Source organism: Streptomyces sp. NPDC085524 (genome assembly GCF_044541755.1).
Taxonomy (GTDB): domain Bacteria; phylum Actinomycetota; class Actinomycetes; order Streptomycetales; family Streptomycetaceae; genus Streptomyces.
Genome location: NZ_JBITTH010000013.1, coordinates 1 through 23,946, shown reverse-complemented (window position 1 = coordinate 23,946; position 23,946 = coordinate 1). Strand labels below are relative to the sequence as shown.

The following is a 23,946-nucleotide window of genomic DNA, read 5'->3' as shown; positions in this document are numbered from 1 at the left end:
GCCGTCACAGATCGCCTTGCAGAGGCTCGTCGTCCGGCAGCGGCCGCGCCGGGTCCTCCCACACCAGTCCCGATCCCGCGGCCCAGTAGGCGTCGGGATCCGCCTCGTACATCCGCCCGCGCAGGGCCTGCAGGCGCCGCGGCAGCGCCTCGCCCCGGGCGGCGGCGGCCAGTTCCTCCCGCTGTCCGCGGTGGAAGGGGGCGCAGGGTGCCGCCGGGTCGGCCGGGGGCCGCCGGATCACCACCACCCCGTAGCCGGCGTCCCGTACGGCGTGCAGCGAGCCGAGGGCGGGTTCCCGCGCCGGGGCCCGGCAGTGCACGGGCACGGTGTTGTCCGGGAGCCCGGCCGACCACTGCGGCGCCGGGCTGCGCGGACGGCCGCGCACGCAGTCGGCCCGTTCGTCCAGGAGCGGTCCCGCCTGCACCCGGGCCCAGCGGGCGGCGGCCTCGGGCAGGGGCGCCCGGCTGCCGGCCGCCCACCGGAAGACGACCGGCCGCTGCACCCCCACCGGCAGTCCGCCCACGAGCCGCCAGTCGTCCACCGCCGCCCCGAACAGCTCGGGGTCGACGGCGACTTCGAGCATGGCGGCCGCCTCGTCGGTGTCCGCGCGCCGGAAGGCCTCGGCGAGCGGGGCCCGCAGCACCTCCGGCAGCTCCCGCATCACGGCCCGTACGCCGGAGTCCACCGGGGTCAGCCGCCCCGGGTGCGCGGGGCCCGCGAGCACCGAGACCCGCCAGTCGTACACGTCCGTCTCCCAGGCGTGCGCCCACAGCTCCAGCAGCGCCGAGGCACCGCCCGTCAGACCGTCCGCCCGGCGGGCCGCGGGGCCGCGCACCACCCGCCCGGCCATGGCGCGCATCCGCTCCGCCCGGTCCACGAGGCCCCGTTCCCGGCGTTCGCCCAGTTCGCGCCGCTGGGGGCGCCAGAGGCGCACGGCCGCGGCCCGGGTCCACTCCCACAGGTCCTCGTCCGCGCCGGGGGCGGACGGCTCGCGGTGGCCGGCCACGCTCACGTCCGTGGCGTAGCGGAGCATGGCCTCTGCCTCGCCCCGGCCGCTCGGCGGGTCGTACAGCATGCCGATGCCGTCGCGCCAGCTCAGCGGGGCGGGCGGGTGCGGGTCCGGTTCCTCGCCGCGGGCGGCCTCGACGAGGGCGCGTACGACCTCGGAGGAGCCGGGCGGGGGCAGTTCGGCGAGCAGCCCGAACAGCGCGGTGCGTTCGCCGGGGGCGAGCCGGCCGCGCCCGCCGTACGGGTCTCCGTCCGGCGCGGCGAGCTCGTCCTGCACGTCGGTCCAGGTCCGGCGGGTGTCGAGGTCGCTGAGGTGTTCGTCGTAGTGGTGCCGGTCGTGGGCCTGCATGACGCGGTGGTAGAGCCCGGTCTCCCCGTCCTCGCCGGCCGGCAGGGTCCTCAGCTGCACCACGGACACCGCGAGTCCCCCGCCTCCCGTGTGCCGGCGGGCCTTGACCACGCCGACCACCTCGCCGCGCGCGAGGTCGACCACGGGCCCGCCGGACATGCCGGGCTCGATCTCGTCGTCGTCGCCGAGCCGGATGGCGGCGCCGTTGCCCGCGATGCCGAGCAGCCGGGTGGTGCGTCCGGTGATCTCGGGGGTGCCGAGGTCCTCGGTGCAGCCGAAGTAGGCGGCCTCGTCGAAGCGGGGCCGGGAGCGGTCGGTCAGCCAGACGCAGGCGTGCGAGACGGGCGAGAGCACCTTCACGAGGGCCAGGTCGGGCAGGTCCCACAGGGCGCCTCGGGCGGGGCGCCGTTCCTCCAGCCGTTCGGGCAGTACGCGCTCCACGCGGCCCACGACGGTCCCGGTGCCGCCGGTGCCCGCGGAGGAAAAGGTGATGCCGACCTCGCGCCCGGTGATGCGCATGGTGGCCCCACCCCCTTCGCCGACCACGTGCGCGCACGTCAGGACCCAGCCGGGGGCGATGAAGAAGCCGCTCCCCCAGGTGGTCCCGGGCCCAGGGGTTCCATACCCGTCCGGCGGGGCGTGGACGCGTACGGTCGCGGCCAGAACGAGGGGCTCGAGGAGCTCGAAGGCGCGTACGGACCCGCTCGTGCGCCCGTCCGTCATCCGCGCCCCCCGCTCGTGAGGCATCCAGGCTAGACCCGGCGCCGCCGCCGGCGGGAGGTCCCTGCCGGTAGGCGGATTATCCTGGCGGGAATCATTCCCCATTGGACGCGGAGACACGGAGCCCGACTTGTACTTCACCGATCGCGGCATCGAGGAGCTGGAGAAGCGGCGCGGCGAGGAGGAGGTCACCTTCGAGTGGCTCGCCGAGCAGCTGCGCACGTTCGTCGACCTGAACCCGGACTTCGAGGTCCCGGTGGAGCGTCTGGCGACCTGGCTGGCCCGCCTGGACGACGAGGACGACGACGCCGACGAGTGAGCGGGGCGCCGCCCACGACGACGGGAACACCGCTGAGCACGAGAACGGCCCGGCTGCCACGGAGGCAGTCGGGCCGTTCTCGCTTGCGCGCCGGCCTGCGGCGCGCGGGGTGGCACGAGGCGCCGGATCAGGCGGCCTTGGTCTCCCAGAAGATGCGGTCGATCTCGGCGATGAGCTCAAGGGCCTTCGCCCCGGTCGCCGGGTCGTTCGACGCCTTGGCGGCCGAGAGGGCCTTCAGGGTGTCGTTGACCAGGGTGTGCAGCTGCGGGTACTTCTCGAAGTGCGGGGGCTTGAAGTAGTCGCTCCACAGCACCGAGACGTGGTGCTTCGCGAGCTCGGCGCGCTGCTCCTTGATGGTGATGGCGCGCGCGCGGAAGTCGGCGTCGTCGTTGGCCTGGTACTTCTCCTGCACGGCCTTGACGGACTCGGCCTCGATGCGGGCCTGGGCAGGGTCGTACACGCCGCACGGCAGGTCGCAGTGGGCGGAGACCTTCGCCTTGGGGGCGAAGAGGCGGGAAAGCATTGGAGTGTGTCCTCCTCGTGATCGTCTTCTCAGGGGGGAGATTACTCGCTGGAGAACCGGATTTCGCGGGCGCCCCCATGGGCTTAGGACAAAAGTCCAGGTGCTCGGCCGGACCGGTGAGCGAACGTACGGGGCCGTGGGGCAGCATGCGGGTGTGACGAGGAGGACACGGATGGTGGAGAACGGACGCCCGCGGAAGCAGTTCGGGCTGGTCGAGGTGACGGGGGCGTCGATGGTGCCGACGCTGCTCAGCGGCGACCAGCTGCTGGTCCGTTACGGGGCCCGGGTGCGGCCGGGTGCGGTGGTCGTGCTGCGCCACCCCTTCCAGCAGGACCTGCTGGTGGTCAAGCGGGCGGCGGAGCGGCGGCCGGGCGGCTGCTGGTGGGTGCTCGGCGACAACCCGTACAACGAGACCGGCGACAGCACCGTGTACGGGCCGGTGCCCGACGAGCTGGTGCTGGCGACGGCGTTCCTGCGGCTGCGGGCGCGCGAGGAGGGTCAGCGCTCGCTGAGGGCGTGGCTCTCCTGGGCGGTCTCGGCGCTGCGGCCGCTGCGGGCGGACGCCTCGGCCTCCAGGCGCTTGCGGGCGCGGTAGGCGGCGACGTTGGCGCGGGTGGCGCAGCGGTCGGAGCAGTAGCGCCGGGAGCGGTTGGTGGAGGTGTCGAGGTAGGCGTTGCGGCAGGGCGCGGCCTGGCAGAGGCCGAGGCGGTCGGGGCCGTGCGCGGTGAGGTGGAAGGCCAGCCCGAAGGAGGCGATGGCGGCGTAGCCGGCGGAGGCGTTCGAGGGGTGGTCGGCGAGGTGGATGTGCCAGTCGGGCTGTCCGGTCTCGTCGAGGGTCTCGTGGCCGGAGACCTGGGGGCTGACGGGGAACTCCATGAGCAGCGAGTTCAGCAGGTCGACGGCGAGGACGTGGTCGCCGCTGTCGGCGGCCTCGAAGACGGCGCGCAGCCGGGCGCGGACGTTGCGGAAGCGGGTCACGTCGGTGTCGGTGACGCGGCGGGCCATCTGCTGGCTGGCGCCGAACAGGGCGCGGACGGCGTCCACCGAGGTGAGCGAGTCCTTGTTGCGGGCCGGCTCCTCGGTGTTGACCAGGCGCACGGCGAAGTCCGAGTAATGGGCCAGTTCCACTTGTAGTCCTTACGGATGCGGATTAATGTCTCGGGTAACGGCTGATATGTCTTCGAGGGTATTACGTACGGAGGGGTTCGTGATGGCGAATACGGCGGATACCGCGACTGCAGCGGACGCGGCGACCACCGACAGCACCACCACCACCGAGTACTGGCAGGCCTGGCAGGACAGCTGGGACCGGCAGCAGGAGTGGTACATGCCCGACCGCGAGGAGCGGTTCCGGGTGATGCTGGACATGGTCGAGGCGCTGGTCGGCCCCACCCCCCGGGTGCTGGATCTCGCGTGCGGTACGGGAAGTATTACGGACCGGGTCCTCAAGCGGTTCCCGGGAGCCACCAGTACGGGCGTCGATCTCGACCCCGCGCTGTTGACGATCGCCGGGGGCCACTTCGCCGGCGACCCGCGGGTCACGTTCGTGACCGCCGACCTCAAGGACCCGGACTGGCGCTCCGCGCTCCCCCACGAGACGTACGACGCGGTCCTGACGGCCACCGCCCTGCACTGGCTGCACAGCGAGGACCTCGCCGTCCTCTACGGGCAGATCGCGCCGCTGGTGGCCCCGGGCGGGGTGTTCATGAACGCCGACCACATGCCCGACCCGGCCACCCCGCGCATCGACGCCGCCGAGCACGCCCACCGGCACGCGGCCATGGACGCGGCGAAGGCGGCCGGGGCCGCGGACTGGCGCGAGTGGTGGGCGCTGGCGGCGGCGGACCCGCTGCTGGCCGAGCCGGTGAAGCAGCGCTTCGCGATCTACGGGGAGCACGCCGACGGCGACACCCCGCCCGAGGCCTGGCACGTGCGCACGCTCCTCGGCGCCGGGTTCGCGGAGGCCCGTGCGGTCTGGCGCTCCCCCTCGGACGCACTGGTCCTAGGACTGAAGCAGTAACTTTCCGGCGGCAGCGGAAAGGGGCGGTACGGAGATCCGTACCGCCCCTTGTCCACGCCCCTTCAGGGGCGCGGGGAACTGCGCGACCAGCCACGGCCGGCCCGCAGCTCCCCGACCACGTTTCCCGCGGAGCGCTAGAGCACCTTGGAGAGGAACGCCTTGGTGCGGTCGTGCTGGGGGTTGCCCAGCACGTCCCGCGGGTTGCCCGACTCGACGACCACACCGCCGTCCATGAAGACGAGGTTGTCGCCGACCTCGCGGGCGAAGCCCATCTCGTGCGTGACCACGATCATGGTCATGCCCGACTCGGCCAGGTCCCGCATGACGTCCAGGACGTCACCCACCAGCTCCGGGTCGAGCGCCGAGGTGGGCTCGTCGAAGAGCATCAGCTTCGGCTCCATGGCCAGCGCACGGGCGATCGCCACGCGCTGCTGCTGGCCGCCGGAGAGCTGGGAGGGGTAGTTCCCGCCCTTGTCGCCGAGGCCCACGCGGTCCAGGAGGCGTACGGCACGCTCGCGCGCCACCGCCTTGGACTCGCCCTTGACCAGGACCGGGGCTTCCATGACGTTCTCTATGGCCGTCATGTGCGGGAAGAGGTTGAAGCGCTGGAAGACCATGCCGATGTCCCGGCGCTGGGCCGCGACCTCGCTGTCCTTCAGCTCGTAGAGCTTGTCGCCCTTCTGCTTGTACCCCACCAGCTCGCCGTCGACCGAGAGCCGGCCGGCGTTGATGCGCTCCAGGTGGTTGATGCACCGCAGGAAGGTGGACTTGCCGGAGCCGGACGGACCGACCAGGCAGAAGACCTCACGGGGGGCGACTTCCAGGTCGATCCCGCGGAGGATGTGGGCGGCGCCGTACGACTTGTGGACGCCCTCGGCCTTGACCATCGGCTGAGCGGTCATCGCGCGACCTCCGTACGGCGGAACATGTTCAGGTTGGCCTTCAGACGCTGGAACGGCGTCGGCGGCAGGTTCCGCGTGGAACCACGGGCGAAGCGGCGCTCCAGGTAGTACTGGCCGACGCTGAACACACTGGTCAGGGCGAGGTACCAGAAGGAGGCCACGAACAGCATCTCCATGATGGCACCGGCCGTGTTGCCGATGTTCGACGAAGCCCGCAGGAGTTCCGTGTACTGCACCGCCGAGACCAGGGAGGAGGTCTTCAGCATGTTGATGAACTCGTTGCCCGTCGGCGGGATGATCACGCGCATCGCCTGCGGGAGCACGATCCGGCGCATGGTCTTCGACTGCGGCATGCCGAGCGCGTGGGCCGCCTCGGTCTGGCCCTCGTCGACCGACTGGATGCCGGCCCGGACGATCTCCGCCATGTAGGCGCCCTCGTTCAGGCCGAGGCCCAGGAGGGCGACCATGAACGGGGTCATGACGTCGACGGTCTCGTTCTTGTAGATCGGACCGAGGTTGATGTACTGGAAGATCAGCGACAGGTTGAACCACACCAGCAGCTGCACGTACACCGGGGTGCCGCGGAAGAACCAGATGTAGAGCCAGGAGACGGCGCCCGTCACCGGGTTCTTGGACAGGCGCATCACCGCGAACACGATGCCGAGCGCGAGGCCCAGGGCCATGGCCGAGACGCTGATGATCACGGTGTTGCCGAGACCGCTCAGGACCGCCGGGTCGAACAGCTTGCCGCGGACCGTCTGCCAGATGACGTTGCCGTTGGCGAAGGCGTAGACGATCCAGCCCAGCAGCGCGACGACGACGACGCCGCTGACCCAGCGGCCGTAGTGCCGCACCGGGATGGCCTTGATGGCCTCGTACGGGGTACCCGAGGCGCCGGGTCCGGCCGGCTGGTTATCGGCCGGACCCTTTTCGATCTTGTCAGTCACAATGACTGCCCTTCAGTGGAGCGTGGAGCGGGGCGGGACTGACCTACTGGCCGGCGTTGATCGTCGCGGACTTGACGGCGCTGTCCTGCACGTTCCACTTCTCCAGCGCCTTGGCGTAGGAGCCGTCCTTGATCGCGGCGTCGAGGGCCTGCTTCAGGGCGTCGCGGAGCTGGGTGTTCTCCTTGCTCACGCCGATGCCGAAGAGGCCGACGTCGCTCTGCTGGCCGGCGATCTCGAAGTCGTTGCCGCCACCGGAGGTCTTCACCGTGTAGGCCGCGACCGGGTAGTCGTTCAGGTCGGCGACGGCGCCGCCGGCCTTGACGCGGGTCTGCGCCTCGGCGTCGGTGTCGAAGGCCTGGATGGTGAGCTTCTTGTCACCGCACTTCTCGGCCTGCGCCTTGAAGGTGTCCTCGTAGATCGTGCCGCGCTGGACGGCCACGGTCTTGCCGCAGAGGTCGTCCATGGACTTGATGCCCTCGGGGTTGCCCTTCTTGACGAGGAGCGAGAGGCCGGAGGAGAAGTAGTCGACGAAGTCGATCCCCTTGCCGATCTTCTGACCCTTGTCGTCCAGACCCTCCTGGCGCTTCTTGTTGTCGGTGATCGACGACATGATCGCGTCCTCGCGGCCCGTGTAGATCGAGGTGATCAGGCCGTCGAAGGTGCCCGCGGTGAACTGGAACTTCACACCGAGCTGCTTGCTGAGCGCCTCGGCGATGTCGGGGTCGACACCGACGATCTTGCCGCCCTCGACGAACTCCATCGGGGCGTAGGCGGAGTCCGTGCCGACCTTGATGACACCCGCGTCCTGGATCTTCTTCGGCAGCGCCGAGAAGAGGGGGGCCGAGCTGTCCTTCTGCGTGCCGCCGGAGGGGGTCGCGGAGGAGCCCTTCTCCGTCTGGTCGCCACAGCCGGTCAGGACCAGGGCGCCGGCGACCGCGATCGCGCCGACCGCGGCGATCCGGGACCGGGCGGCGGTCGTACGACGGGTGGTGCTTGCGGTCATGGCTTCGTTCCTCCGGCTGGTGGAAAAGGATCGAGAAGCGGTCGGACACGCACCATCGGGTGTCGCGACCTTGTGTGATTACGGCATCTTGCCATTCGGACTGAGACATTCAGGGTGCCCGTCAGGTCAAAATCGCATAACGGGCGACCGGGGTGACCCAACAGGACTGCGGAGCAGGGCCGTCGATGCCGCAGATACTGCCGTGACCAGGCGTTTTCTCAAGAGTTTCTTCTGCTCGTCTCGCCTGTCGGACATCAAGCTTTGGACTTTTAGCCAAAAGCGGGACAGAAGGCCTACAGTCGAGGCGGAATCGACTCGTCTGGGTGAGCGTTCTTCGGGTAGAACAGATCCTTACACCCCTCATCCGGGGCTCAGGGCGCGCGTGCGGCGCGCCCGCGCGTACGAACCTCCCCTCTGCGGAGACGGGCCAACCGTCGAAGCGGAGTACGTACTCGGTGCCCGCCCACCCCTTAACCAGGAGTGGCCACCCTCAACGATTCAAAGGACTTAAGGGGTCACATCAAGTGGCAGCGGAGATCGTCAACCCTCGCAGTGACAACAGCGTTACGGACAACAACCCGGACGCGGTGTTCGCGCTGCACCGGGGCGGCAAGATGGCCGTCCAGGCCACCGTGCCTGTCAACAACAAGGACGACCTGTCCCTGGCTTACACGCCGGGCGTGGCGAAGGTGTGCACCGCCATCGCCGAGCAGCCCGAGCTCGTGAACGAGTACACCTGGAAGTCCAACGTGGTCGCCGTCGTCACCGACGGCACGGCCGTGCTCGGACTCGGTGACATCGGTCCCGAGGCCTCCCTCCCCGTGATGGAGGGCAAGGCCATCCTCTTCAAGCAGTTCGGCGGCGTGGACGCGGTTCCGATCGCGCTCGCGACCAAGGACACGGACGAGATCGTCGAGACGGTCATCCGTCTCGCCCCGTCCTTCGGCGGCGTGAACCTGGAGGACATCTCCGCTCCCCGCTGCTTCGAGATCGAGCGCCGCCTCCAGGAGGCCCTCGACATCCCGATCTTCCACGACGACCAGCACGGCACGGCCATCGTGACGCTGGCCGCCATGCGCAACGCCGCGAAGCTCACCGGGCGCACGCTCGGCGACCTGCGCGCCGTGATCTCGGGCGCCGGCGCCGCGGGCATCGCCATCGCGAAGATCCTCGTGGACGCGGGCATCGGCGACGTCTGCGTCACCGACCGCAAGGGCGTCGTCTCGGCGGACCGCACCGACCTGACGGACGTCAAGGCGGAGATCGCGGGCCTGACCAACAAGACCGGCCAGACCGGTTCGCTGGAGCAGGCCCTGGCCGGCGCGGACGTCTTCATCGGCGTCTCCGGCGGCACGGTTCCGGAGGAGGCCGTGGCCTCGATGGCGAAGGACGCCTTCGTCTTCGCCATGGCCAACCCGAACCCGGAGGTCCACCCGGACGTCGCGCACAAGTACGCGGCGGTCGTGGCCACGGGCCGCTCGGACTTCCCGAACCAGATCAACAACGTCCTGGCGTTCCCGGGCATCTTCGCGGGCGCCTTCAAGGTCCGCGCCTCCCGGATCACCGAGAACATGAAGATCGCGGCTGCCGACGCCATCGCCGGTGTCGTCGCCGACGACGAGCTCACGGCCGAGTACGTGATCCCGTCGCCGTTCGACACCCGCGTCGCCGAGGCCGTCGCCACGGCCGTGGCCGCCGCGGCCAAGGCCGACGGCGTGGCCCGCCTGGCCTGACCGACGGGCTGAGCAGTACGGGCGGGGCCCGGCCGGAGCGATCCGGCCGGGCCCCGCCCGCTTTCGTACCGGCACGGTGCGACGAAGACCTCACCCTCCCGGTCCCGGAGGGGCTGGAACCCCGCGCCTACCCAGCGGTAGCGTCGCGTCATGTTCGCTGCCTATGCCGCCCGAATCGACCGTGACCAGCCGCTGAACGGCCTCGAGCTGGGCGAACGCCCCGCTCCCGAGGCCCGGCCCGGCTGGGTGACCGTGAACGTCAAGGCCGCCTCCCTCAACCACCACGACCTGTGGTCGCTGCGCGGAGTCGGCCTCGGCGAGGAGAACCTCCCGATGATCCTCGGCTGCGACGCCGCCGGGATCGACCAGGACGGCAACGAGGTCGTCCTGCACTCCGTGATCGGCCAGAGCGGCCACGGAGTCGGCCCGGACGAGCCCCGTTCGATCCTGACCGAGCGTTACCAGGGCACCTTCGCCGAGCAGGTGTCCGTCCCCGCCTGGAACGTGCTGCGCAAGCCCGCCGAGCTGTCCTTCGAGGAGGCCGCCTGCCTCCCGACCGCCTGGCTGACCGCGTACCGCATGCTCTTCACCAACGCGGGCGTCCGCCCCGGCGATTCGGTACTGGTCCAGGGCGCGGGCGGCGGGGTCGCGACCGCCGCCATCGCGCTGGGCAAGGCGGCGGGCCTGCGGGTCTACGCCACCAGCCGCGACGAGGCCAAGCGCAAGCGGGCCGTCGAGCTGGGCGCGGTGGACGCCTTCGAGCCGGGCGCCCGCCTCCCGCACCGCGTCGACGCGGTGATCGAGACGGTCGGCGCGGCCACCTGGTCCCACTCGGTGAAGTCCCTGCGCCCCGGCGGCACCCTGGTCATCTCCGGCGCCACGAGCGGAGACCGCCCGGCGCACGCCGAGCTGACCCGGATCTTCTTCCTGGAGCTCAAGGTCGTCGGCTCCACGATGGGCTCGAAGGACGAGCTGGAGGACCTGCTGTCGTTCTGCGCGACGACGGGCCTGCGGCCGGTCATCGACGAGGTCCTGCCGCTGGACCGGGCGCGGGAGGGCTTCGCGAAGGTCGAATCGGGCGACCTCTTCGGCAAGGTGGTCCTGCGGCCCTGACGCCCCGCCCCTCCGGGCATGTCAACCGGGGTTGACGAACCTCCCGCGTCAACCTACATTGACATGCATGACGGAAGCTACCGACCTCGCCGAACGGGCCGGTGACCGTGACCCGCGCGTGGGCCTGCGTGCCGTGGCCGCCCTCCGCAGACTGCTGGAGCAGCTGGAGGCCGTACAGGTACGCAGTGCCCGCGCGCAGGGGTGGTCCTGGCAGGAGATCGCGGCCGAGCTGGGCGTGAGCCGGCAGGCCGTGCACAAGAAGCACGGGAGGCTTTGATGTTCGAGCGATTCACCCAGGACGCCCGCGCCGCGGTCACGGGCGCCGTCGCCGAGGCCCGCGAGGCGGGCGCCGCGACGGTCACCGAGGAGCACCTGCTCCTCTCCCTGCTGGCCCTGGGCGCCCTGGACCCCCTGGGCGTCGACCGGGCCTCGGTGGCCGCGGACCTCGCCGCGGCCCGCCGCCGGGGCGGCATGTCGAGGGCCGACGAAGAGGCCCTGGCGGACCTCGGCATCGACGTGACGGAGATCGTCACCCGCATCGAGGAGACCCACGGCGAGGGCGCCCTGTCGGCCCCGGGGCCGCGCAGGCGCACGCTGGGCGACTCGCTCCGCTCGGCCCTGGGCCGCCCGGAACCGGCCGGCCGCCACGTCCGGTTGACCCAGGGCGCGAAGAAGGCCCTGGAGCAGTCCCTGCGCATCGCGCTCGGCCGCAAGGACCGCCACATCGGCACCCTGCACCTGCTCCTGGCACTCCTGTCCCGCCCCGGCACCCCCGCCGAAGTCCTGACGGACCACGGCGTCACCTACACCACGGCAGAATCCGCCCTGGCAGCCTGACTCGCACGTCCGGGCGGTTTCAGCCCGTCCGGCGTTCGAGGACCGGGGGTCCGGGGCAGAGCCCCGGGGAACGGCGGAAGGGCGGGGCGGGGAGCAGCTCCGCGCAGCGGCATCCCGCAGCCCGTTCTACGGCTTGGCGCGGAGGGTGGCCGAGAGGCGGGCCGCGGCGGCCGCCAGGTCGGCCCGCGCCTCGGCCACCCGTTCCGCCGTCACCCCGTGGTCGCGCGCCGCATCGCGGACCTCGTCGCGGAAGCGGTCCAGCAGCCGGTCCAGGTCGCGGGCCGGGTCCCCGGACGCGACCAGGTCCTCGGCCCAGTCCCCCGCGGTAGCGCCACCGGCAGAGCCGCCGGCCCCGGCAGCCGCACCCCCCGCGGGTGCGTGCGCCGTACCGCCGCCACCCAGCCACGCACCGGCCAGGTTCCCCAGCACGCCCCCCGACTTGGCGAACTGCTCCTGCAGCTGCCCCGCGATGCGCTGGACCTCCTCGCGGGCCCGCTCCTGCGCCTCCTTGGCCTGGCGGCGGGCCGTCTGCGCCTCCTCACGGGCCCGGCGGCTCTCGTCCTTGGCGCGACGGGCCTGCTCCTTCCACTCCGCGCGGGCCTTGCTCATCTCCTCCTTGATCGTCTTCCATGACTCGTCGTCGACCCGGGTCGCCGAGGCGGACGCGGCCGCCCGCATCTCGCGCCGCAGGTCACCCGCCGCGCCCCGGACGTCGTCGCGGATCTCGGCGGCCAGTTCGGTCACGGAGTCGCGGATCTCCAGCTCCAGGTCTGCGAGTTCACCGCTGCGGTCGGCCAGTTCGGCGCGGCCCGCGTCGGTGATGGAGTACACCTTGCGCCCGCCCTCGGTGGCGTACGTGACCAGGCCCTCGGCCTCCAGCTTGGCCAGGCGCGGGTACACCGTGCCCGCGGAGGGCGCGTAGAGGCCCTGGAAGCGCTCCTCCAGCAGCCGGATGACCTCGTACCCGTGGCGGGGGGCCTCGTCCAGGAGCTTGAGGAGGTAGAGGCGGAGGCGGCCGTGGGCGAAGACGGGCGGCATGTCAGAGCACCTTCTTGTCGAGCGCGAGGGGGGTTTCCGTGGTGTCGGCGGCCGGGCGGCGCAGCAGCGCGATCCCTCCCGACACGGTGGTGGCCCGCAGGGTGCCGGTGCCGGCGCCGAGCGTGCCGGTGATCCGCTTGGAGCCGAACTGGCCGGAGACCCGCAGGTCCTCGAAGGCGTTGGAGACCCCGCCGGTGGCGGTGTTGGCCTCGATCCGCGCGTCGGCGGGGTGCGGGAGCCTGATCGCGACCTGACCGGAGACCGAGGTGAGCGCGATGTCCACGGGCCGGGCGGCGGCCGGGTCGAGGTCCAGGTCGATGAGCATGTCACCGCTGACCGAGTCGGCCCGTACGCTCGTGGCCGTTCCGTCGACCACGGTCAGACCGCCGGAGACCGAGTGGAACCCGAGCTCGCCGGTGACGGACTGCACCTCGACGCCGCCGGAGACGGTGTGCGCCTTGACCTGGCCGGAGAGGCCGACGAGGGTGGCGTCGCCGGACACCCCGTTGACGTCGGTGCCGCCGGAGATCCCGGACACGAACGCGGTGGCGTCGACGACGGCGACCCGTACGTGCGTGGCGGCGGGGACCGTGAGGGTGACGGCCGCGCTGCGCTCCCAGGCCTTGCGGCCGGAGGCGGAGCTGCCGGTCCAGGCCTTCCAGGGCTTGGACTCGAGCCATGTCTTGAAGCTCTGCGAGCCGTTCCAGGGCAGGTCCTCGTAGGAGACGGTGAGGGTGCCGTCCTCCTGCACCACGTACAGCGGCGGCCCGTCGACCGCGGTCACCTCGAGCCGGGCCGGGCCGTCTTCCGCCGCGACGACGTTGACCGTGCCGCTGATGAGCCGGACGCGGAGCTCGGTCACCGGCTCCTCGAAGGTGAGCTTCTGCGGTTCGGCGGCCGACCACGTCTTCTGCTCTGCCATGGTGCTGATCCTTTCTCGGTGCGTGCACGGACGGGGGCTCGACGCTCGCAACATATCGCGTCTTCTGGTCAACACGATATATCGCGGTTGGGCGAAGTCAAGCGAATGCCGTGACGGGGGGCGCGGGCGGATCGGTGCGGGGCCACGCGGGCCGGACCGGGGCCGGTGCGGGCGCGGCCGATACGGGCGCGGCCGATACGGGGCCGGTCGAGTCGGACCGGGCCGATGCGGAGAGCGCCGAGGACGGGGCCGCCGGACCCTCGGGTGCCGCTGCGCGGAGCCTCTCCCCGCCCCGCCCTTCCACCGTTCCCCGGGCTCCGCCCGGCCCCTCCCCCGGCTACCGCTGGGGGTACCCCCTGCCTCAACCGCCGGCGGGGCCGAAAGACGAACGCCGGACGGGCTGGGAGAGGCGCACACCTACGAGCCGGCAGGGGGCGGATCCAGCCCCGCCGGCGATTGAGGCGCGGGGTCCGGGGCGGAGCCCCGGGGGGCGGGGTTAGGGGGTGTCCGGCGGATCAGGGTCGGACAGCCCGGGTCGTCTGGTGCCGTGGATTGCAAGGCGGAGGAGGGAGCCACTGCGGAGCATTGGCGACCGACGACAACGCGGCAAGCCGCGGTGCCAGGCGGGCCGGGCCCGGCCATGATCCGCCGGACACCCCCTAGGCCGCTTCCAGGAGGGGGCTCGCGTGGTGGCGGAGCCATGCACGGTACGGCGCGGCGCGCAGGGCCGCTTCGCGGTACGCCGCACGGAGGTCCTCGAAGACCTCCCCGTGCGCACCCGGCCGCGTCGCCAACAGCAGCCGCACCGCCAGCGGATCCCCGCACAGCGGCCGGATGGCCATGTCATCCCGCGGCCCGGAGGTCGGCTGGCACGGCGCCACCGCCTCGCCGGAGACGATCAGCGAGGTCGCCGTGTGGTAGTCCGCGTGCAGTACCGGCGGGTCGAGCCCGGCCCCCGCGAACACCCGCCGCAGGCCGTCCCATTCACCGTCGACCGAGGGGTCGACCGTCCACCTGTCCTCGGCCAGGTCCCGTAACTCCACCACGGGCGAGCGCGCGGCGGGATGGTCCCTGGACATCGACACGAACTGCGGCTCCCGCTCCATCAGCACCCGCAGCTGCAGCCCCGCCGGCACCGTCAGCGGGCTGCCCTCCACCTCGTGCACGAACGCCACGTCCAGCTGGCCCGAAGCCACCATCCTCAGCAGCGCGTTGGCGGAGACGTCCACCACCAGGGAGGTCTCGGTGTCCGGCATCCGCCGGTGCAGCCGGCGCAGCCACCCCGGCAGGGCCCGGCTGGCCGTGGAGCCGAGGTTCAGCCGGGGGCCGCGGGCCTGCGCCCGCGCGTCCGCGACCAGCGCGGCCATCTCCGCGAGCAGCGGCCGGGCCCTGCCGAGGACCGCGTGGCCGAAGGGGGTGGGCCGGCAGCCGGTGCGCTCGCGCAGGAACAGTTCGCCCTCCAGGGCCCGTTCGATGCGGCGCAGCTGAGTCGTCAGGGCGGGCTGGCTCACGCCGAGCTGCCGGGCGGCCTTGTGCAGGCTGCCGGCGTCGGCGATGGCGCACAGCGCCCGCAGGTGCCTGACCTCAAGCTCCATGCCCCAGAGGGTAGGCCGGGCCGGGCGAACCGCACCAGCCGTCTTCAGGCCCTCGAATCCCGCCATTCTCAAGGAGGTTGACCTTCCGAAACCTCCCCGATAAGCCCGCGTTATCGGCGGCTGACATCATCCGCCGCCCGCTTCCGCTCCCGCAGACTCCGGTACCGAACGACCACCCCCCACCGCACCGGACGAGTAGGAGCTCCCCCACATGCGCCACTCCCGTAAGGCCGCGCTGGCCGGAACCATCGGCCTCGGCCTCGCCGCCGCCCTCGGCGGAATCGCCCCCACCGCCAGCGCCGCACCCGCCGCCGGCAATGCCTCGACGTACGCCGCGTACGAGCGTTCGGCGGAGAACGAGGCCGCCAACCGCGCCTTCTTCGACGCCGTCCGGCGTGCGGTCGCCGAGCAGCGCGCCGCGAACCCCGGCGTGCTGGCCGTGACCGTCACGTACAACACCCGCAACGCGCCGAGCTTCCGTACGCAGATAGCCCGTTCCACCCAGATATGGAACAGCTCGGTCTCCAACGTCAAGCTGCAGGAGGTGTCCTCGGGCGGGAACTTCTCGTACCGCGAGGGCAATGACTCCCGCGGCTCGTACGCGAGCACGGACGGGCACGGACGGGGCTACATCTTCCTCGACTACCGCCAGAACCAGCAGTACGACTCCACCCGGGTGACCGCGCACGAGACCGGTCACGTGCTCGGCCTGCCGGACCACTACTCGGGTCCGTGCAGCGAGCTGATGTCGGGCGGCGGCCCGGGCACCTCGTGCACGAACCCCTACCCGAACAGCACCGAGCGGTCGCGCGTGAACCAGCTGTGGGCCAACGGCCTGGTCGCCTCCGGAGCGGGGACGAAGGGCTGACCGCTAGCCGCTGCCCTCCGAGACCGCGACGTAACTCGGGCACTCCGGGTTCCGGCAGGGGCCCGGAGTCCAGTACGGGATGAAGATCCCCAGGGACTTGCGCCGCCTCAGCACCGTCTCGACGGGGCTCCCGCACGTCGGGCACGTCTGCTGCTCGTGCCCGGCGTGCGGGGCGATCGTCTCGTGCGGGCGCCGCCGCTGTTCACCGGCCATACCTCTACGGTAGGCCGGTTTTCCACTTTTGCCCGGTCAGCGCTTGACGGCGTACGAGGTGATGACCTGGCCGCCGCCGAGAGCGGTGCAGCCGGTGAGCTCCAGCGGGCGCACCCCGAATCCGGCGCGGGACATCGGCATACCGGTCCCCACGAACACCGGGTAGGTCTTGACGATGTACTCGTCGATCTCGTCCACCAGCTGGGCCGCAAGGTCGGCGCCGCCGCAGAGCCAGATGTCCAGGCCGTCCTGCGCCTTGAGCTCGCGGACCTTCGCGACGACGTCCCCGCTGATCAGCTGCACCTCCGGGTCCGGCGCCTCGGCGAGTGAGCGCGAGACGACGTACTGCTCGCGCATGTGGCCGTAGGGGCTGGGCATCCCGACCTTGAGGCCCGGCTCGTACGTGTTGCGCCCCATGATCACCGTGTCGAAGCGCTGGGGCGCGGCGTCCGCGAGCCCGAGCTGCTCGCGCCCGCCGGCGGAGATGGTCTCCGGGTACTCGACCTTCAGGTGGTCGACGAACTCGGGGTCCACGAAGGCGTAGATGAAATCGGCATCGCCGTCCGGGGCTCCGATGAAGCCGTCGACCGTGGTGGCGATGAAGTACGTGAGCTTGCGCAAGCGATTCTCTTCCGTTCGACAGTGCCACCGCACCGGGGCACGTCGAATAAAGTACTTCAGATGAAGTGGTTACGCAAGCTCCCGCCGCCCCGCCTTCCTACGACTGCGGCTTGCGCCACATCGGCCACATCAGCGGCCCGTCCGGCAGCTGCACCGCCTCTCCGGTGAACTCCCACCCCAGCCGCTCGTAGAGCGCCTTGCTGCGCTCGCTGCTCGCCTCCAGGTAGGCCGGGACTCCCTCGCGGTCGCAGCGCTCCAGCACCGGGCGCATCAGTGCGGAGCCCAGCCCCCGCCCCTGGCTGCCGGGAGCGACGGCGATCATCAGCAGGTACTCGTGCTCCTCCGCCGTGGGGTGCACCGCACCCGTCAGCCGGCCGACCAGCTCGCAGCGCTCGTTGTCCGGGTCGGCCACGGCCCGCATCTTCGCCGGGATCTCGTCCTCGCCCTCCGGCTCTCCGGCGGGGATCCGGAGCCACAGCGCGGCCGCCGAACCGTCCGCGGCGTAGTCGATGCGGCCCTCGGCGAGCGCCACGTCCACGAAGACTCCGAGGAACTTGCCGTGCACCGCGGCCATGTGCGCGGGATCCGGGAAGACCCAGCTGCTCACCGGGTCGGTGCGGAAGGCCTCGTCGAGCAGGCGCGCCACCGCGTCCCGGTCCGACCGATCCGCCTGACGTATCTCCATTACCACTGGGCACACCCTTCGCTCAAGTCCCAACGTCCTTGAGGGATCCTAGAGTTGGCCCGATCATGCGGAAAGGCCTGTTCCGGCGCCGTACGGTGCCGGAACAGGCCTTCCCCCGCCTGCCTACCGCGTGCTCACCGCGTGCGGCGCGTGACGAACTCCGCCAGCGCCAGCAGCCCGCCCGCGGCCCCGAGGTCCGCGACGGCCCGGGACAGCTGCTGCACCGCCCGGCCCATCCGGTCCGCGGCCTGGGCCTGCGCCCAGTCGCGCCCGCCGGCCCGTTCCACCGCCTCGGCGGCCCTGCGTACGTCGTCCCCGGTCATGGGGCCCGCGTACAGGGCGGCCAGTTCCTCGCCCGCCGCGGTGCCCGAGTTGAGGGCGGCGACGACCGGGAGGGACTTCTTGCGGGCGATCAGATCCGCCCCGGCGGGCTTGCCGGTGTGGCCCGGATCCCCCCAGATGCCGATCAGGTCGTCGATCAGCTGGAAGGCCAGCCCGGCCTCCCGGCCGAAGGCGTCCATCGCCTCGACCTCCTCCGGCCCGGCCCCCGCGTACAGCGCGCCCAGGGCGCACGCGCAGCCGAGCAGCGCCCCGGTCTTGGCGGTGGCCATGGTGAGGCACTCGTCGAGCGGGACGTGCGGGCGCTGCTCGAAGGCGCAGTCCGCCTGCTGGCCCCCGCACAGCTCGATGACGCAGGCCGTGAGCCGGGCCGCGGCCTCCGCGGAGGCAGGATGCGGGTCCTCGGCGAGCAGCCGCAGCGCGAGCGCCATCATGGCGTCACCCGTGATGATCGCGTCCGGTATCCCGAAGACGGTCCAGGCCGTGGACCGGCCGCGCCGCTGGACGTCCCGGTCGATGACGTCGTCGTGCAGCAGCGTGAAGTTGTGCGCCAGCTCCACGGCGACCGCCGCCGCCCGTACCGCGTCGTCCGGCTCCCCGCCCGGACCCCGCAGGGCCTGGGCGGCGGCCAGGACCAGGGCGGGCCGGATGGCCTTCCCCGTGTTGCCCGCGGCGGGCGTGCCGTCCGCGTGCTCCCAGCCGAAGTGGTACATCGCGACCCGCCGCATCGAACCGGGCAGGCTCTCGACCGTCCGGCGCAGCTGCGGGTTGACCTCTTCCCTCGTCCGCTCCAGCAGGACGGCGGCCTCCCGGCCCTCGCCCGCGGTCAGGGCGGCGCTCATGGCGTTCACGCTGATCCCGGCCTTCCCGGCGCTCCCCGCGCTCAGCGCCAGCGGCCGATCTCGACGTTCTCCAGTACGCCGATCGCGTCCGGCACCAGCACCGCGGCGGAGAAGTAGGCGGTGACCAGGTACGAGATGATCGCCTGGTCGCTGATCCCCATGAAGCGGACCGACAGGCTCGGCTCGATCTCGTCGGGGATGCCGGGCTGGTGCAGGCCGATCACGCCCTGCTCGTCCTCGCCGGTGCGCATGCAGAGGATCGAGGTGGTGCGGGCGTCACTGATCGGGATCTTGCTGCTCGGGAAGATCGGCACCCCGCGCCAGGACGGCACGCGGTGGCCGTCGACCTCCACCGACTCCGGGTAGAGCCCGCGCTTGTTGCACTCGCGGCCGAAGGCGGCGATCGCCTTGGGGTGGGCGAGGAAGAGCTTGGAGCCGCGCCGCATGCTGAGCAGCTGGTCCATGTCGTCGGGGCTGGGCGCGCCGTCGTGGGGCTGGATGCGCTGGTCGTAGTCGGCGTTGTGGAGCAGGCCGAAGTCGGTGTTGTTGAGCATCTCGTGCTCCTGGCGCTCGCGCAGCGCCTCGACCGTGAGCCGCAACTGCTGCTCGGTCTGGTTCATCGGCTGGTTGTAGAGGTCGGCGACGCGCGTGTGCACGCGCAGGACCGTCTGCGCGATGGAGAGTTCGTACTCGCGCGGGTGGGCCTCGTAGTCGACGAAGGTTCCGGGGAGCACGGCCTCGCCGCGGTGGCCGGCGGAGAGGTCGATCGCGGCCTCGCCGTACTTGTTGGTGCGCTGTTCGGGAAGGGTCCGGACGCGCTCCACGTGCGCGCGCAGGGAGTCGACGCGGTCGGCGAGCAGCTGGAAGTCCTGGCGGGTCAGGACCAGGGCGGTGCCGGAGGTGGCGGCGCGGGCGGTGTACTCCCAAATCGATTCTTCGTCGACGAGCGCGTCCTCGCCGAAGAAGGCGCCGTCGGCGACGGTCCGCAGGACGGCGTCGTCTCCGTAGGGGCCGGGGCCGATGTGGTCGATGCGGCCGTGGGCGAGGAGGAACACCTGGTCGGAAGGGCTGCCGAAGGAGGTCAGCTCCTGGCCGGGCTCGAAGTCGATCTGCCGGCAGCGCTGGGCGAGTTCGGTGAGCACCGCCTCGTCCTCGTAGTCGCGCAGGAGCGGGAGTTCGCCGAGCTCGGCGGGGATGACCTGGACCTGGCTCCCGGTCTTGACGAACTCGACGATGCCGTTGCCGACCGAGTAGCTGAGCCGGCGGTTGACGCGGTAGGTGCCGCCCTGCACCGAGACCCACGGGAGCATCTTCAGGAGCCACCGCGAGGTGATTTCCTGCATCTGCGGCGCGGACTTGGTCGTGGTTGCCAAGTTCCGTGCGGCCGATGTCCCGAGACTGCGCTGCGGCGTCTGGGCCTCGGACTCGGAACCTGCCTGGACCGACATGAATTTCCCCTTCGATCACTCCATGGATCTGCAGGATGCAGCCTTTCAGTACGTAGCGTGATGAGACCATTACACAAAAGGGTGGGACTACTCCGTACGAGCGCGGGGCACCCTTTGGGGTCGCCCGCTCCCCCCGCACGCCCCCTGCGCACCTCGCACCCCACCCAGTTCCGGCCATTAATTTGCACTTCGGATTCAAGTTTTCTACGGTCGACCCATGCGGCTGACCCGATTCACCGACCTGGCGCTGCGCATCCTGATGCGCCTGGCCGTCGCGGAGACGGACCTCCCGACCACGCGGGACGTCGCGGCGACCATGCAGGTGCCGTACACGCACACCGCCAAGGTGGTCGCCAGGCTGCAGCACCTCGGCCTGGTCGAGGCCCGGCGCGGGCGGGGCGGCGGGCTCACCCTGACCCCCGCCGGCCGGGCCGCCTCGGTGGGCGGCGTGGTCCGCGAGCTGGAGGGTGCGGGCGACGTCGTCGACTGCGACGGCACCGTGCCGTGTCCGCTCCGCTCCGCCTGCGTGCTGCGCGGCGCGCTGCGCCGGGCCCAGGAGGCCTTCTTCGCCACACTGGACCCGCTGACGGTGAACGACCTGGTCGCGGCCCCGACGGGGCCGCTGCTGCTGGGCATTTCGGGCGGGCCGCCGACAGGGGCCGAAAGTCCCTGACGGCCAGGGCCTGATGGCCGGTTTCCGCCCGTCGCCGGTCCGCCTAGGCTCAGGCTGACGGCAAGCTCGAACGGAGGTCCGCACCGCGGCGGACCTTTTTTCGGGCCGAAAATACGCATCTCAGATGCCAATTAACTGCACCATCTGCACCCCTGCACCACCCACACGCGAGGAGTTCCGCATGCTTTCCGAGAAGTCGACGGCGACCGTACGAGCCACCCTGCCCGCCGTCGGGGCCGCCATGGGCGAGATCGCGGAACTCTTCTACACGAAGCTGTTCGCGGCCCACCCGGAGCTGATCCGCGACCTCTTCAACCGGGGCAACCAGAGCGCCGGCCTCCAGAAGCAGGCCCTCGCCGGCTCCATCGCGGCCTTCGCCACGCACCTCGTCGAACACCCCGACACCCGCCCGGACGTGATGCTGAACCGCATCGCCCACAAGCACGCGTCGCTCGGCGTCACCCGCGAGCAGTACCCGGTCGTCCACCAGCACCTGTTCGAGGCGATCGCGGAGGTGCTCGGCGAGGCCGTCACCCCCGACGTCGCCGCCGCCTGGGACGAGGTCTACTGGCTGATGGCGAACGCCCTCATCGCCATCGAGGAGCGCCTGTACGCCGAGCAGCAGGTGCTCGCCGGCGACGTCTGGCGCGAGTGGACGGTCGCCGCCCGCGTCGAGGAGACCGCGGACTGCGCCACCTTCCGGATCACCCCGGCGGACGGCGCCCCCGCCCCCGCGCACCTGCCCGGCCAGTACGTCTCCGTCCAGGTCGAACTCCCCGACGGCGCCCGCCAGATCCGCCAGTACAGCCTCATCACCTCCCCCGGCTCCCCGGTCCGCGCCATCACCGTCAAGCGGGTGCACGGCCCGGCCGCGGCGGGCCCCGACGGCGAGGTCTCGGGCCACCTGCACGCCCGCGTCCGCGCCGGCGACACCCTGCGCGTCTCGGCGCCGTACGGCGATCTGACCCTCCGGGACTCCGGCGCGCCGGTCCTGCTCGCCTCGGCGGGCATCGGCTGCACCCCGATGCTCTCGATGCTGGAGCACCTGGCCGACACCGCGTACGCCGCCCCGGTCACGGTGCTGCACGCGGACCGCTCCCCGGCCGACCACCCGCTGCGGGGCGACCACCAGGCCCTGACCCACAAGCTCGCGGACGCCGCCGCCCACTTCTGGTACGAGGAATCGGCCGAACCCGGCCACCGCACCGGCTTCATGGACCTCGCGTCCGTCCCCGTCGCCCCCGGCACCAAGGCCTACCTCTGCGGCCCGCTCCCCTTCATGCGGGCGGTGCGCGAGCAGCTGCTCGCCAAGGGCGTACCGGCCGCGGACATCCACTACGAGGTGTTCGGCCCCGACATGTGGCTGGCTTCCGCCTGATAAGTGGCCGGATCCCGCCCTAGCGGCGGAAGGGCCGCCTCCACTAAACCGTAGCGTGACCAGGCGGACACGCAGGGTGTCCGCCAAGCACCGCAACGAAGGAGGCGGCCATGGCCGCACCCATGTCCGCGGACCGGTTCATCAACGCACTGCGCCACGAAGGGCTGACCGTCGTCGAGGTCGGCGCCTGGCGCACCCACAACCGCAACCACAAGGGCCCCTGGGGCCCGGTGAACGGGGTGATGATCCACCACACCGTCACCCACGGCACCGCCTACACCGTCCGGCTCTGCCGCGAGGGCGACGAGGACCTCCCCGGCCCCCTCTGCCACGGCGTGATCACCAAGGACGGCCGCGTCCACCTGGTCGGCTACGGCCGCGCCAACCACGCGGGCGCCGGGGACTCCGACGTCCTGGCGGCCGTCATCGCGGAGAAGCGCCTCCCGCCGGACAACGAGGCGGACACCGACGGAAACCGCCACTTCTACGGCTTCGAGTGCGAGAACCTCGGCGACGGCAAGGACCCGTGGCCGGCGGTCCAACTGGACGCCATCGCCCGCGCGGCGGCGGCGATCTGCCGGGTCCACGGCTGGACGGCCCGCTCGGTCATCGGCCACCTGGAATGGCAGCCGGGCAAGATCGACCCGAAGGGCTTCACGATGCAGTCCATGCGCGACCGCATCACGGAACGCCTGAAGTAGCCCCGGGCGGGGGCGCCCCACAATGGACGGGTGGACCACCCCGAACTGCGCCCCCGCCCGCCCTCGCCGCTGCAAGAGGTCCGCGACGACAGGTTCGAGCGGCACGGCGTCCGTCTCCTGCTCAAGCGGGACGACCTGGTCCACCCCGAGCTGCCCGGGAACAAGTGGCGCAAGCTCGCGCCGAACCTGCGGGCCGCCGTGGAGGCGGGGCACGGGGCCCTGGTCACCTTCGGCGGGGCGTACTCGAACCACCTGCGGGCCACCGCGGCCGCCGGGCGGCTGCTCGCGATGGAGACCGTGGGGATCGTGCGCGGGCACGAGCTGGCCGGGCGGCCGCTCAACGATTCGCTGGCCCGGTGCGCGGCCGACGGCATGCGGCTGCACTTCGTGGCCCGGTCGGAGTACCGGCGCAAGGCCGAGCCGGAGGTGCTGGCGCGGCTGGTGGGCGAGGCCGGGGCGGAGGGCGCGTACGTGGTCCCGGAGGGCGGGAGCAACGCCCTCGCCCTGCGGGGCTGCGCGGAACTGGGCCGGGAGCTGCGCGGTGCGGCCGATGTGGTCGCCGTGGCCTGCGGGACCGGCGGGACCCTGGCCGGGCTGGCCGCCGGGCTGGAGCCCGGGCAGCGGGCGCTGGGCGTCCCGGTGCTGGCGGGCGGGTTCCTGGGGGCGGAGATACGTTCCCTCCAGGCGGCCGCGTTCGGGGGGCCGGCCGGGGAGTGGAGCCTGGCCGAGGGGTACGACCACGGCGGCTACGCCCGCATCCCCTCCCCCCTGGAGGCCTTCGCCACGGAGTTCGGGCACCGGCACGCGCTGCCGGTGGAGCGGATCTACGTGGCGAAGCTCCTGTGGGCCCTGGCCGACCTCACCGCGTCGGGCGCCTTCCCCTGCGGGACCGCCCTGGCCGCGGTCATCACGGGCCGCCCGTAGCCTCCCGGCGGGGCCGGTTTCCCTCGGGCGGGTCCCGCCCGTGCCCCGCGGGGCTCTGCCGCCGCGCCCCGATCGCCGTGCCCGGCGGGGCTCCGCTGCCGGGGCTCCGCCCCGGACCCCGCGCCTCAAACGCCGGCGGGGCTGGTTTTGCCTCGGCGGGACCGGCCGGTTGGGGCGGGGCCCCTCCGGAGTGTCTCCTCGTCCTCGCGCCTGCGGGCAGTGCTG

Annotated in this window: 26 protein-coding genes; 12 read left to right on the top strand and 14 right to left on the bottom strand. The window is 72.0% G+C overall.

Features of this window, described 5'->3' with window-relative positions; translation table 11 throughout:
* Positions 1–4: 4 nt before the first annotated feature.
* Positions 5–2,080: a trypsin-like peptidase domain-containing protein gene (locus ACIGFK_RS21035; RefSeq protein WP_376656699.1), complete on the bottom strand. Its 2,076-nt coding sequence runs from the start codon at positions 2,078–2,080 to the stop codon at positions 5–7.
* A 127-nt stretch (positions 2,081–2,207) separates the two neighbouring features.
* Here ACIGFK_RS21035 and ACIGFK_RS21030 point away from each other — a divergent pair, with 127 nt between their 5' ends.
* Positions 2,208–2,396, top strand: coding sequence for a DUF6104 family protein (locus ACIGFK_RS21030; RefSeq protein ID WP_030709801.1), 189 nt, complete (start codon positions 2,208–2,210; stop codon positions 2,394–2,396).
* Between the two features lie 127 nt (positions 2,397–2,523).
* Here ACIGFK_RS21030 and sodN read toward each other — a convergent pair whose 3' ends face one another.
* On the bottom strand, positions 2,524–2,919 hold the full coding sequence (sodN, locus tag ACIGFK_RS21025; RefSeq protein ID WP_030709803.1) for a superoxide dismutase, Ni: 396 nt from the start codon (positions 2,917–2,919) through the stop codon (positions 2,524–2,526).
* A gap of 172 nt (positions 2,920–3,091) precedes the next feature.
* Here sodN and sodX point away from each other — a divergent pair, with 172 nt between their 5' ends.
* Positions 3,092–3,514, top strand: a complete 423-nt coding sequence (gene sodX, locus ACIGFK_RS21020) for a nickel-type superoxide dismutase maturation protease (RefSeq protein ID WP_376656700.1) — start codon at positions 3,092–3,094, stop codon at positions 3,512–3,514.
* Here sodX and ACIGFK_RS21015 read toward each other — a convergent pair.
* Positions 3,418–4,047, bottom strand: coding sequence for a CGNR zinc finger domain-containing protein (locus ACIGFK_RS21015; RefSeq protein ID WP_376656701.1), 630 nt, complete (start codon positions 4,045–4,047; stop codon positions 3,418–3,420). The two genes, sodX and ACIGFK_RS21015, sit on opposite strands and share 97 nt — an antisense overlap.
* An 82-nt stretch (positions 4,048–4,129) precedes the next feature.
* Here ACIGFK_RS21015 and ACIGFK_RS21010 point away from each other — a divergent pair, with 82 nt between their 5' ends.
* Entirely contained in the window at positions 4,130–4,939 is an 810-nt protein-coding gene (locus ACIGFK_RS21010; RefSeq protein ID WP_376656702.1) for a class I SAM-dependent methyltransferase, read from the top strand.
* 134 nt (positions 4,940–5,073) lie between these two features.
* Here ACIGFK_RS21010 and ACIGFK_RS21005 read toward each other — a convergent pair whose 3' ends face one another.
* Genes ACIGFK_RS21005 through ACIGFK_RS20995 form a run of 3 tightly spaced genes read right to left on the bottom strand, consistent with a single transcriptional unit; the run spans position 5,074 to position 7,791 of the window.
* A complete protein-coding gene (locus tag ACIGFK_RS21005) occupies positions 5,074–5,841 on the bottom strand; it encodes an amino acid ABC transporter ATP-binding protein (protein ID WP_376656703.1) in 768 nt (255 codons plus the stop codon).
* On the bottom strand, positions 5,838–6,788 hold the full coding sequence (locus ACIGFK_RS21000) for an amino acid ABC transporter permease (protein ID WP_376656704.1): 951 nt from the start codon (positions 6,786–6,788) through the stop codon (positions 5,838–5,840). Before ACIGFK_RS21000 ends, ACIGFK_RS21005 begins: the two co-directional genes overlap by 4 nt.
* A gap of 43 nt (positions 6,789–6,831) precedes the next feature.
* Positions 6,832–7,791: an ABC transporter substrate-binding protein gene (locus ACIGFK_RS20995; RefSeq protein ID WP_376656705.1), complete on the bottom strand. Its 960-nt coding sequence runs from the start codon at positions 7,789–7,791 to the stop codon at positions 6,832–6,834.
* A 524-nt stretch (positions 7,792–8,315) separates the two neighbouring features.
* On the opposite strand from ACIGFK_RS20995, the gene ACIGFK_RS20990 reads away from it, so the two are divergent.
* The 4 genes from ACIGFK_RS20990 to ACIGFK_RS20975 all read left to right on the top strand — a co-directional run bounded on the left by ACIGFK_RS20990 (position 8,316) and on the right by ACIGFK_RS20975 (position 11,474).
* Positions 8,316–9,524: an NADP-dependent malic enzyme gene (locus tag ACIGFK_RS20990; RefSeq protein WP_376656706.1), complete on the top strand. Its 1,209-nt coding sequence runs from the start codon at positions 8,316–8,318 to the stop codon at positions 9,522–9,524.
* A gap of 150 nt (positions 9,525–9,674) precedes the next feature.
* A complete protein-coding gene (locus ACIGFK_RS20985; RefSeq protein WP_376662488.1) occupies positions 9,675–10,637 on the top strand; it encodes a zinc-binding dehydrogenase in 963 nt (320 codons plus the stop codon).
* A 67-nt stretch (positions 10,638–10,704) separates the two neighbouring features.
* Entirely contained in the window at positions 10,705–10,914 is a 210-nt protein-coding gene (locus tag ACIGFK_RS20980) for a helix-turn-helix domain-containing protein (protein ID WP_042818984.1), read from the top strand.
* On the top strand, positions 10,914–11,474 hold the full coding sequence (locus tag ACIGFK_RS20975) for a Clp protease N-terminal domain-containing protein (RefSeq protein ID WP_386470500.1): 561 nt from the start codon (positions 10,914–10,916) through the stop codon (positions 11,472–11,474). The genes ACIGFK_RS20980 and ACIGFK_RS20975 overlap by 1 nt, the downstream gene beginning before the upstream one ends.
* A gap of 126 nt (positions 11,475–11,600) precedes the next feature.
* On the opposite strand, the gene ACIGFK_RS20970 is transcribed toward ACIGFK_RS20975, so the two are convergent.
* The 3 genes from ACIGFK_RS20970 to ACIGFK_RS20960 form a co-directional block, all read right to left on the bottom strand.
* Positions 11,601–12,512, bottom strand: a complete 912-nt coding sequence (locus ACIGFK_RS20970; protein ID WP_376662458.1) for a helix-turn-helix transcriptional regulator — start codon at positions 12,510–12,512, stop codon at positions 11,601–11,603.
* Between the two features lies 1 nt (position 12,513).
* Positions 12,514–13,434 (bottom strand): DUF4097 domain-containing protein, encoded by a 921-nt coding sequence (locus ACIGFK_RS20965; RefSeq protein ID WP_376662457.1) that lies wholly within the window; start codon positions 13,432–13,434, stop codon positions 12,514–12,516.
* 659 nt (positions 13,435–14,093) lie between these two features.
* Positions 14,094–15,029, bottom strand: coding sequence for a LysR family transcriptional regulator (locus ACIGFK_RS20960; RefSeq protein ID WP_376661615.1), 936 nt, complete (start codon positions 15,027–15,029; stop codon positions 14,094–14,096).
* A 211-nt stretch (positions 15,030–15,240) separates the two neighbouring features.
* Between ACIGFK_RS20960 and snpA the strand changes: the two genes are divergently transcribed.
* A complete protein-coding gene (gene snpA, locus ACIGFK_RS20955; protein ID WP_376661616.1) occupies positions 15,241–15,897 on the top strand; it encodes a snapalysin in 657 nt (218 codons plus the stop codon).
* Between the two features lie 3 nt (positions 15,898–15,900).
* Here the strand turns inward: snpA and ACIGFK_RS20950 are convergent, their stop codons facing one another.
* The 5 genes from ACIGFK_RS20950 to ACIGFK_RS20930 form a co-directional block, all read right to left on the bottom strand.
* Complete coding sequence (locus tag ACIGFK_RS20950) at positions 15,901–16,110, bottom strand: hypothetical protein (protein ID WP_376661617.1); 210 nt, start codon at positions 16,108–16,110, stop codon at positions 15,901–15,903.
* Positions 16,111–16,146: 36 nt separating this feature from the next.
* Complete coding sequence (locus tag ACIGFK_RS20945) at positions 16,147–16,731, bottom strand: dihydrofolate reductase family protein (RefSeq protein WP_376661618.1); 585 nt, start codon at positions 16,729–16,731, stop codon at positions 16,147–16,149.
* Between the two features lie 97 nt (positions 16,732–16,828).
* The gene (locus ACIGFK_RS20940) at positions 16,829–17,416 is read right to left on the bottom strand and encodes a GNAT family N-acetyltransferase (RefSeq protein ID WP_400053075.1); all 588 of its coding nucleotides are present in this window, start codon (positions 17,414–17,416) and stop codon (positions 16,829–16,831) included.
* A gap of 134 nt (positions 17,417–17,550) precedes the next feature.
* On the bottom strand, positions 17,551–18,597 hold the full coding sequence (locus ACIGFK_RS20935; protein WP_386470509.1) for a family 2 encapsulin nanocompartment cargo protein polyprenyl transferase: 1,047 nt from the start codon (positions 18,595–18,597) through the stop codon (positions 17,551–17,553).
* 41 nt (positions 18,598–18,638) lie between these two features.
* A complete protein-coding gene (locus ACIGFK_RS20930) occupies positions 18,639–20,045 on the bottom strand; it encodes a family 2B encapsulin nanocompartment shell protein (RefSeq protein ID WP_376661621.1) in 1,407 nt (468 codons plus the stop codon).
* Positions 20,046–20,262: 217 nt separating this feature from the next.
* Between ACIGFK_RS20930 and ACIGFK_RS20925 the strand changes: the two genes are divergently transcribed.
* From ACIGFK_RS20925 to ACIGFK_RS20910, 4 genes are all read left to right on the top strand, one after another.
* Entirely contained in the window at positions 20,263–20,718 is a 456-nt protein-coding gene (locus tag ACIGFK_RS20925) for an RrF2 family transcriptional regulator (RefSeq protein ID WP_376661622.1), read from the top strand.
* Positions 20,719–20,899: 181 nt separating this feature from the next.
* Positions 20,900–22,096 (top strand): globin domain-containing protein, encoded by a 1,197-nt coding sequence (locus ACIGFK_RS20920; protein WP_400053073.1) that lies wholly within the window; start codon positions 20,900–20,902, stop codon positions 22,094–22,096.
* A 110-nt stretch (positions 22,097–22,206) separates the two neighbouring features.
* Positions 22,207–22,797, top strand: a complete 591-nt coding sequence (locus ACIGFK_RS20915; RefSeq protein WP_376661624.1) for an N-acetylmuramoyl-L-alanine amidase — start codon at positions 22,207–22,209, stop codon at positions 22,795–22,797.
* Between the two features lie 30 nt (positions 22,798–22,827).
* Positions 22,828–23,721, top strand: a complete 894-nt coding sequence (locus ACIGFK_RS20910; protein ID WP_400053071.1) for a 1-aminocyclopropane-1-carboxylate deaminase/D-cysteine desulfhydrase — start codon at positions 22,828–22,830, stop codon at positions 23,719–23,721.
* The last annotated feature ends 225 nt before the right edge of the window (positions 23,722–23,946 follow it).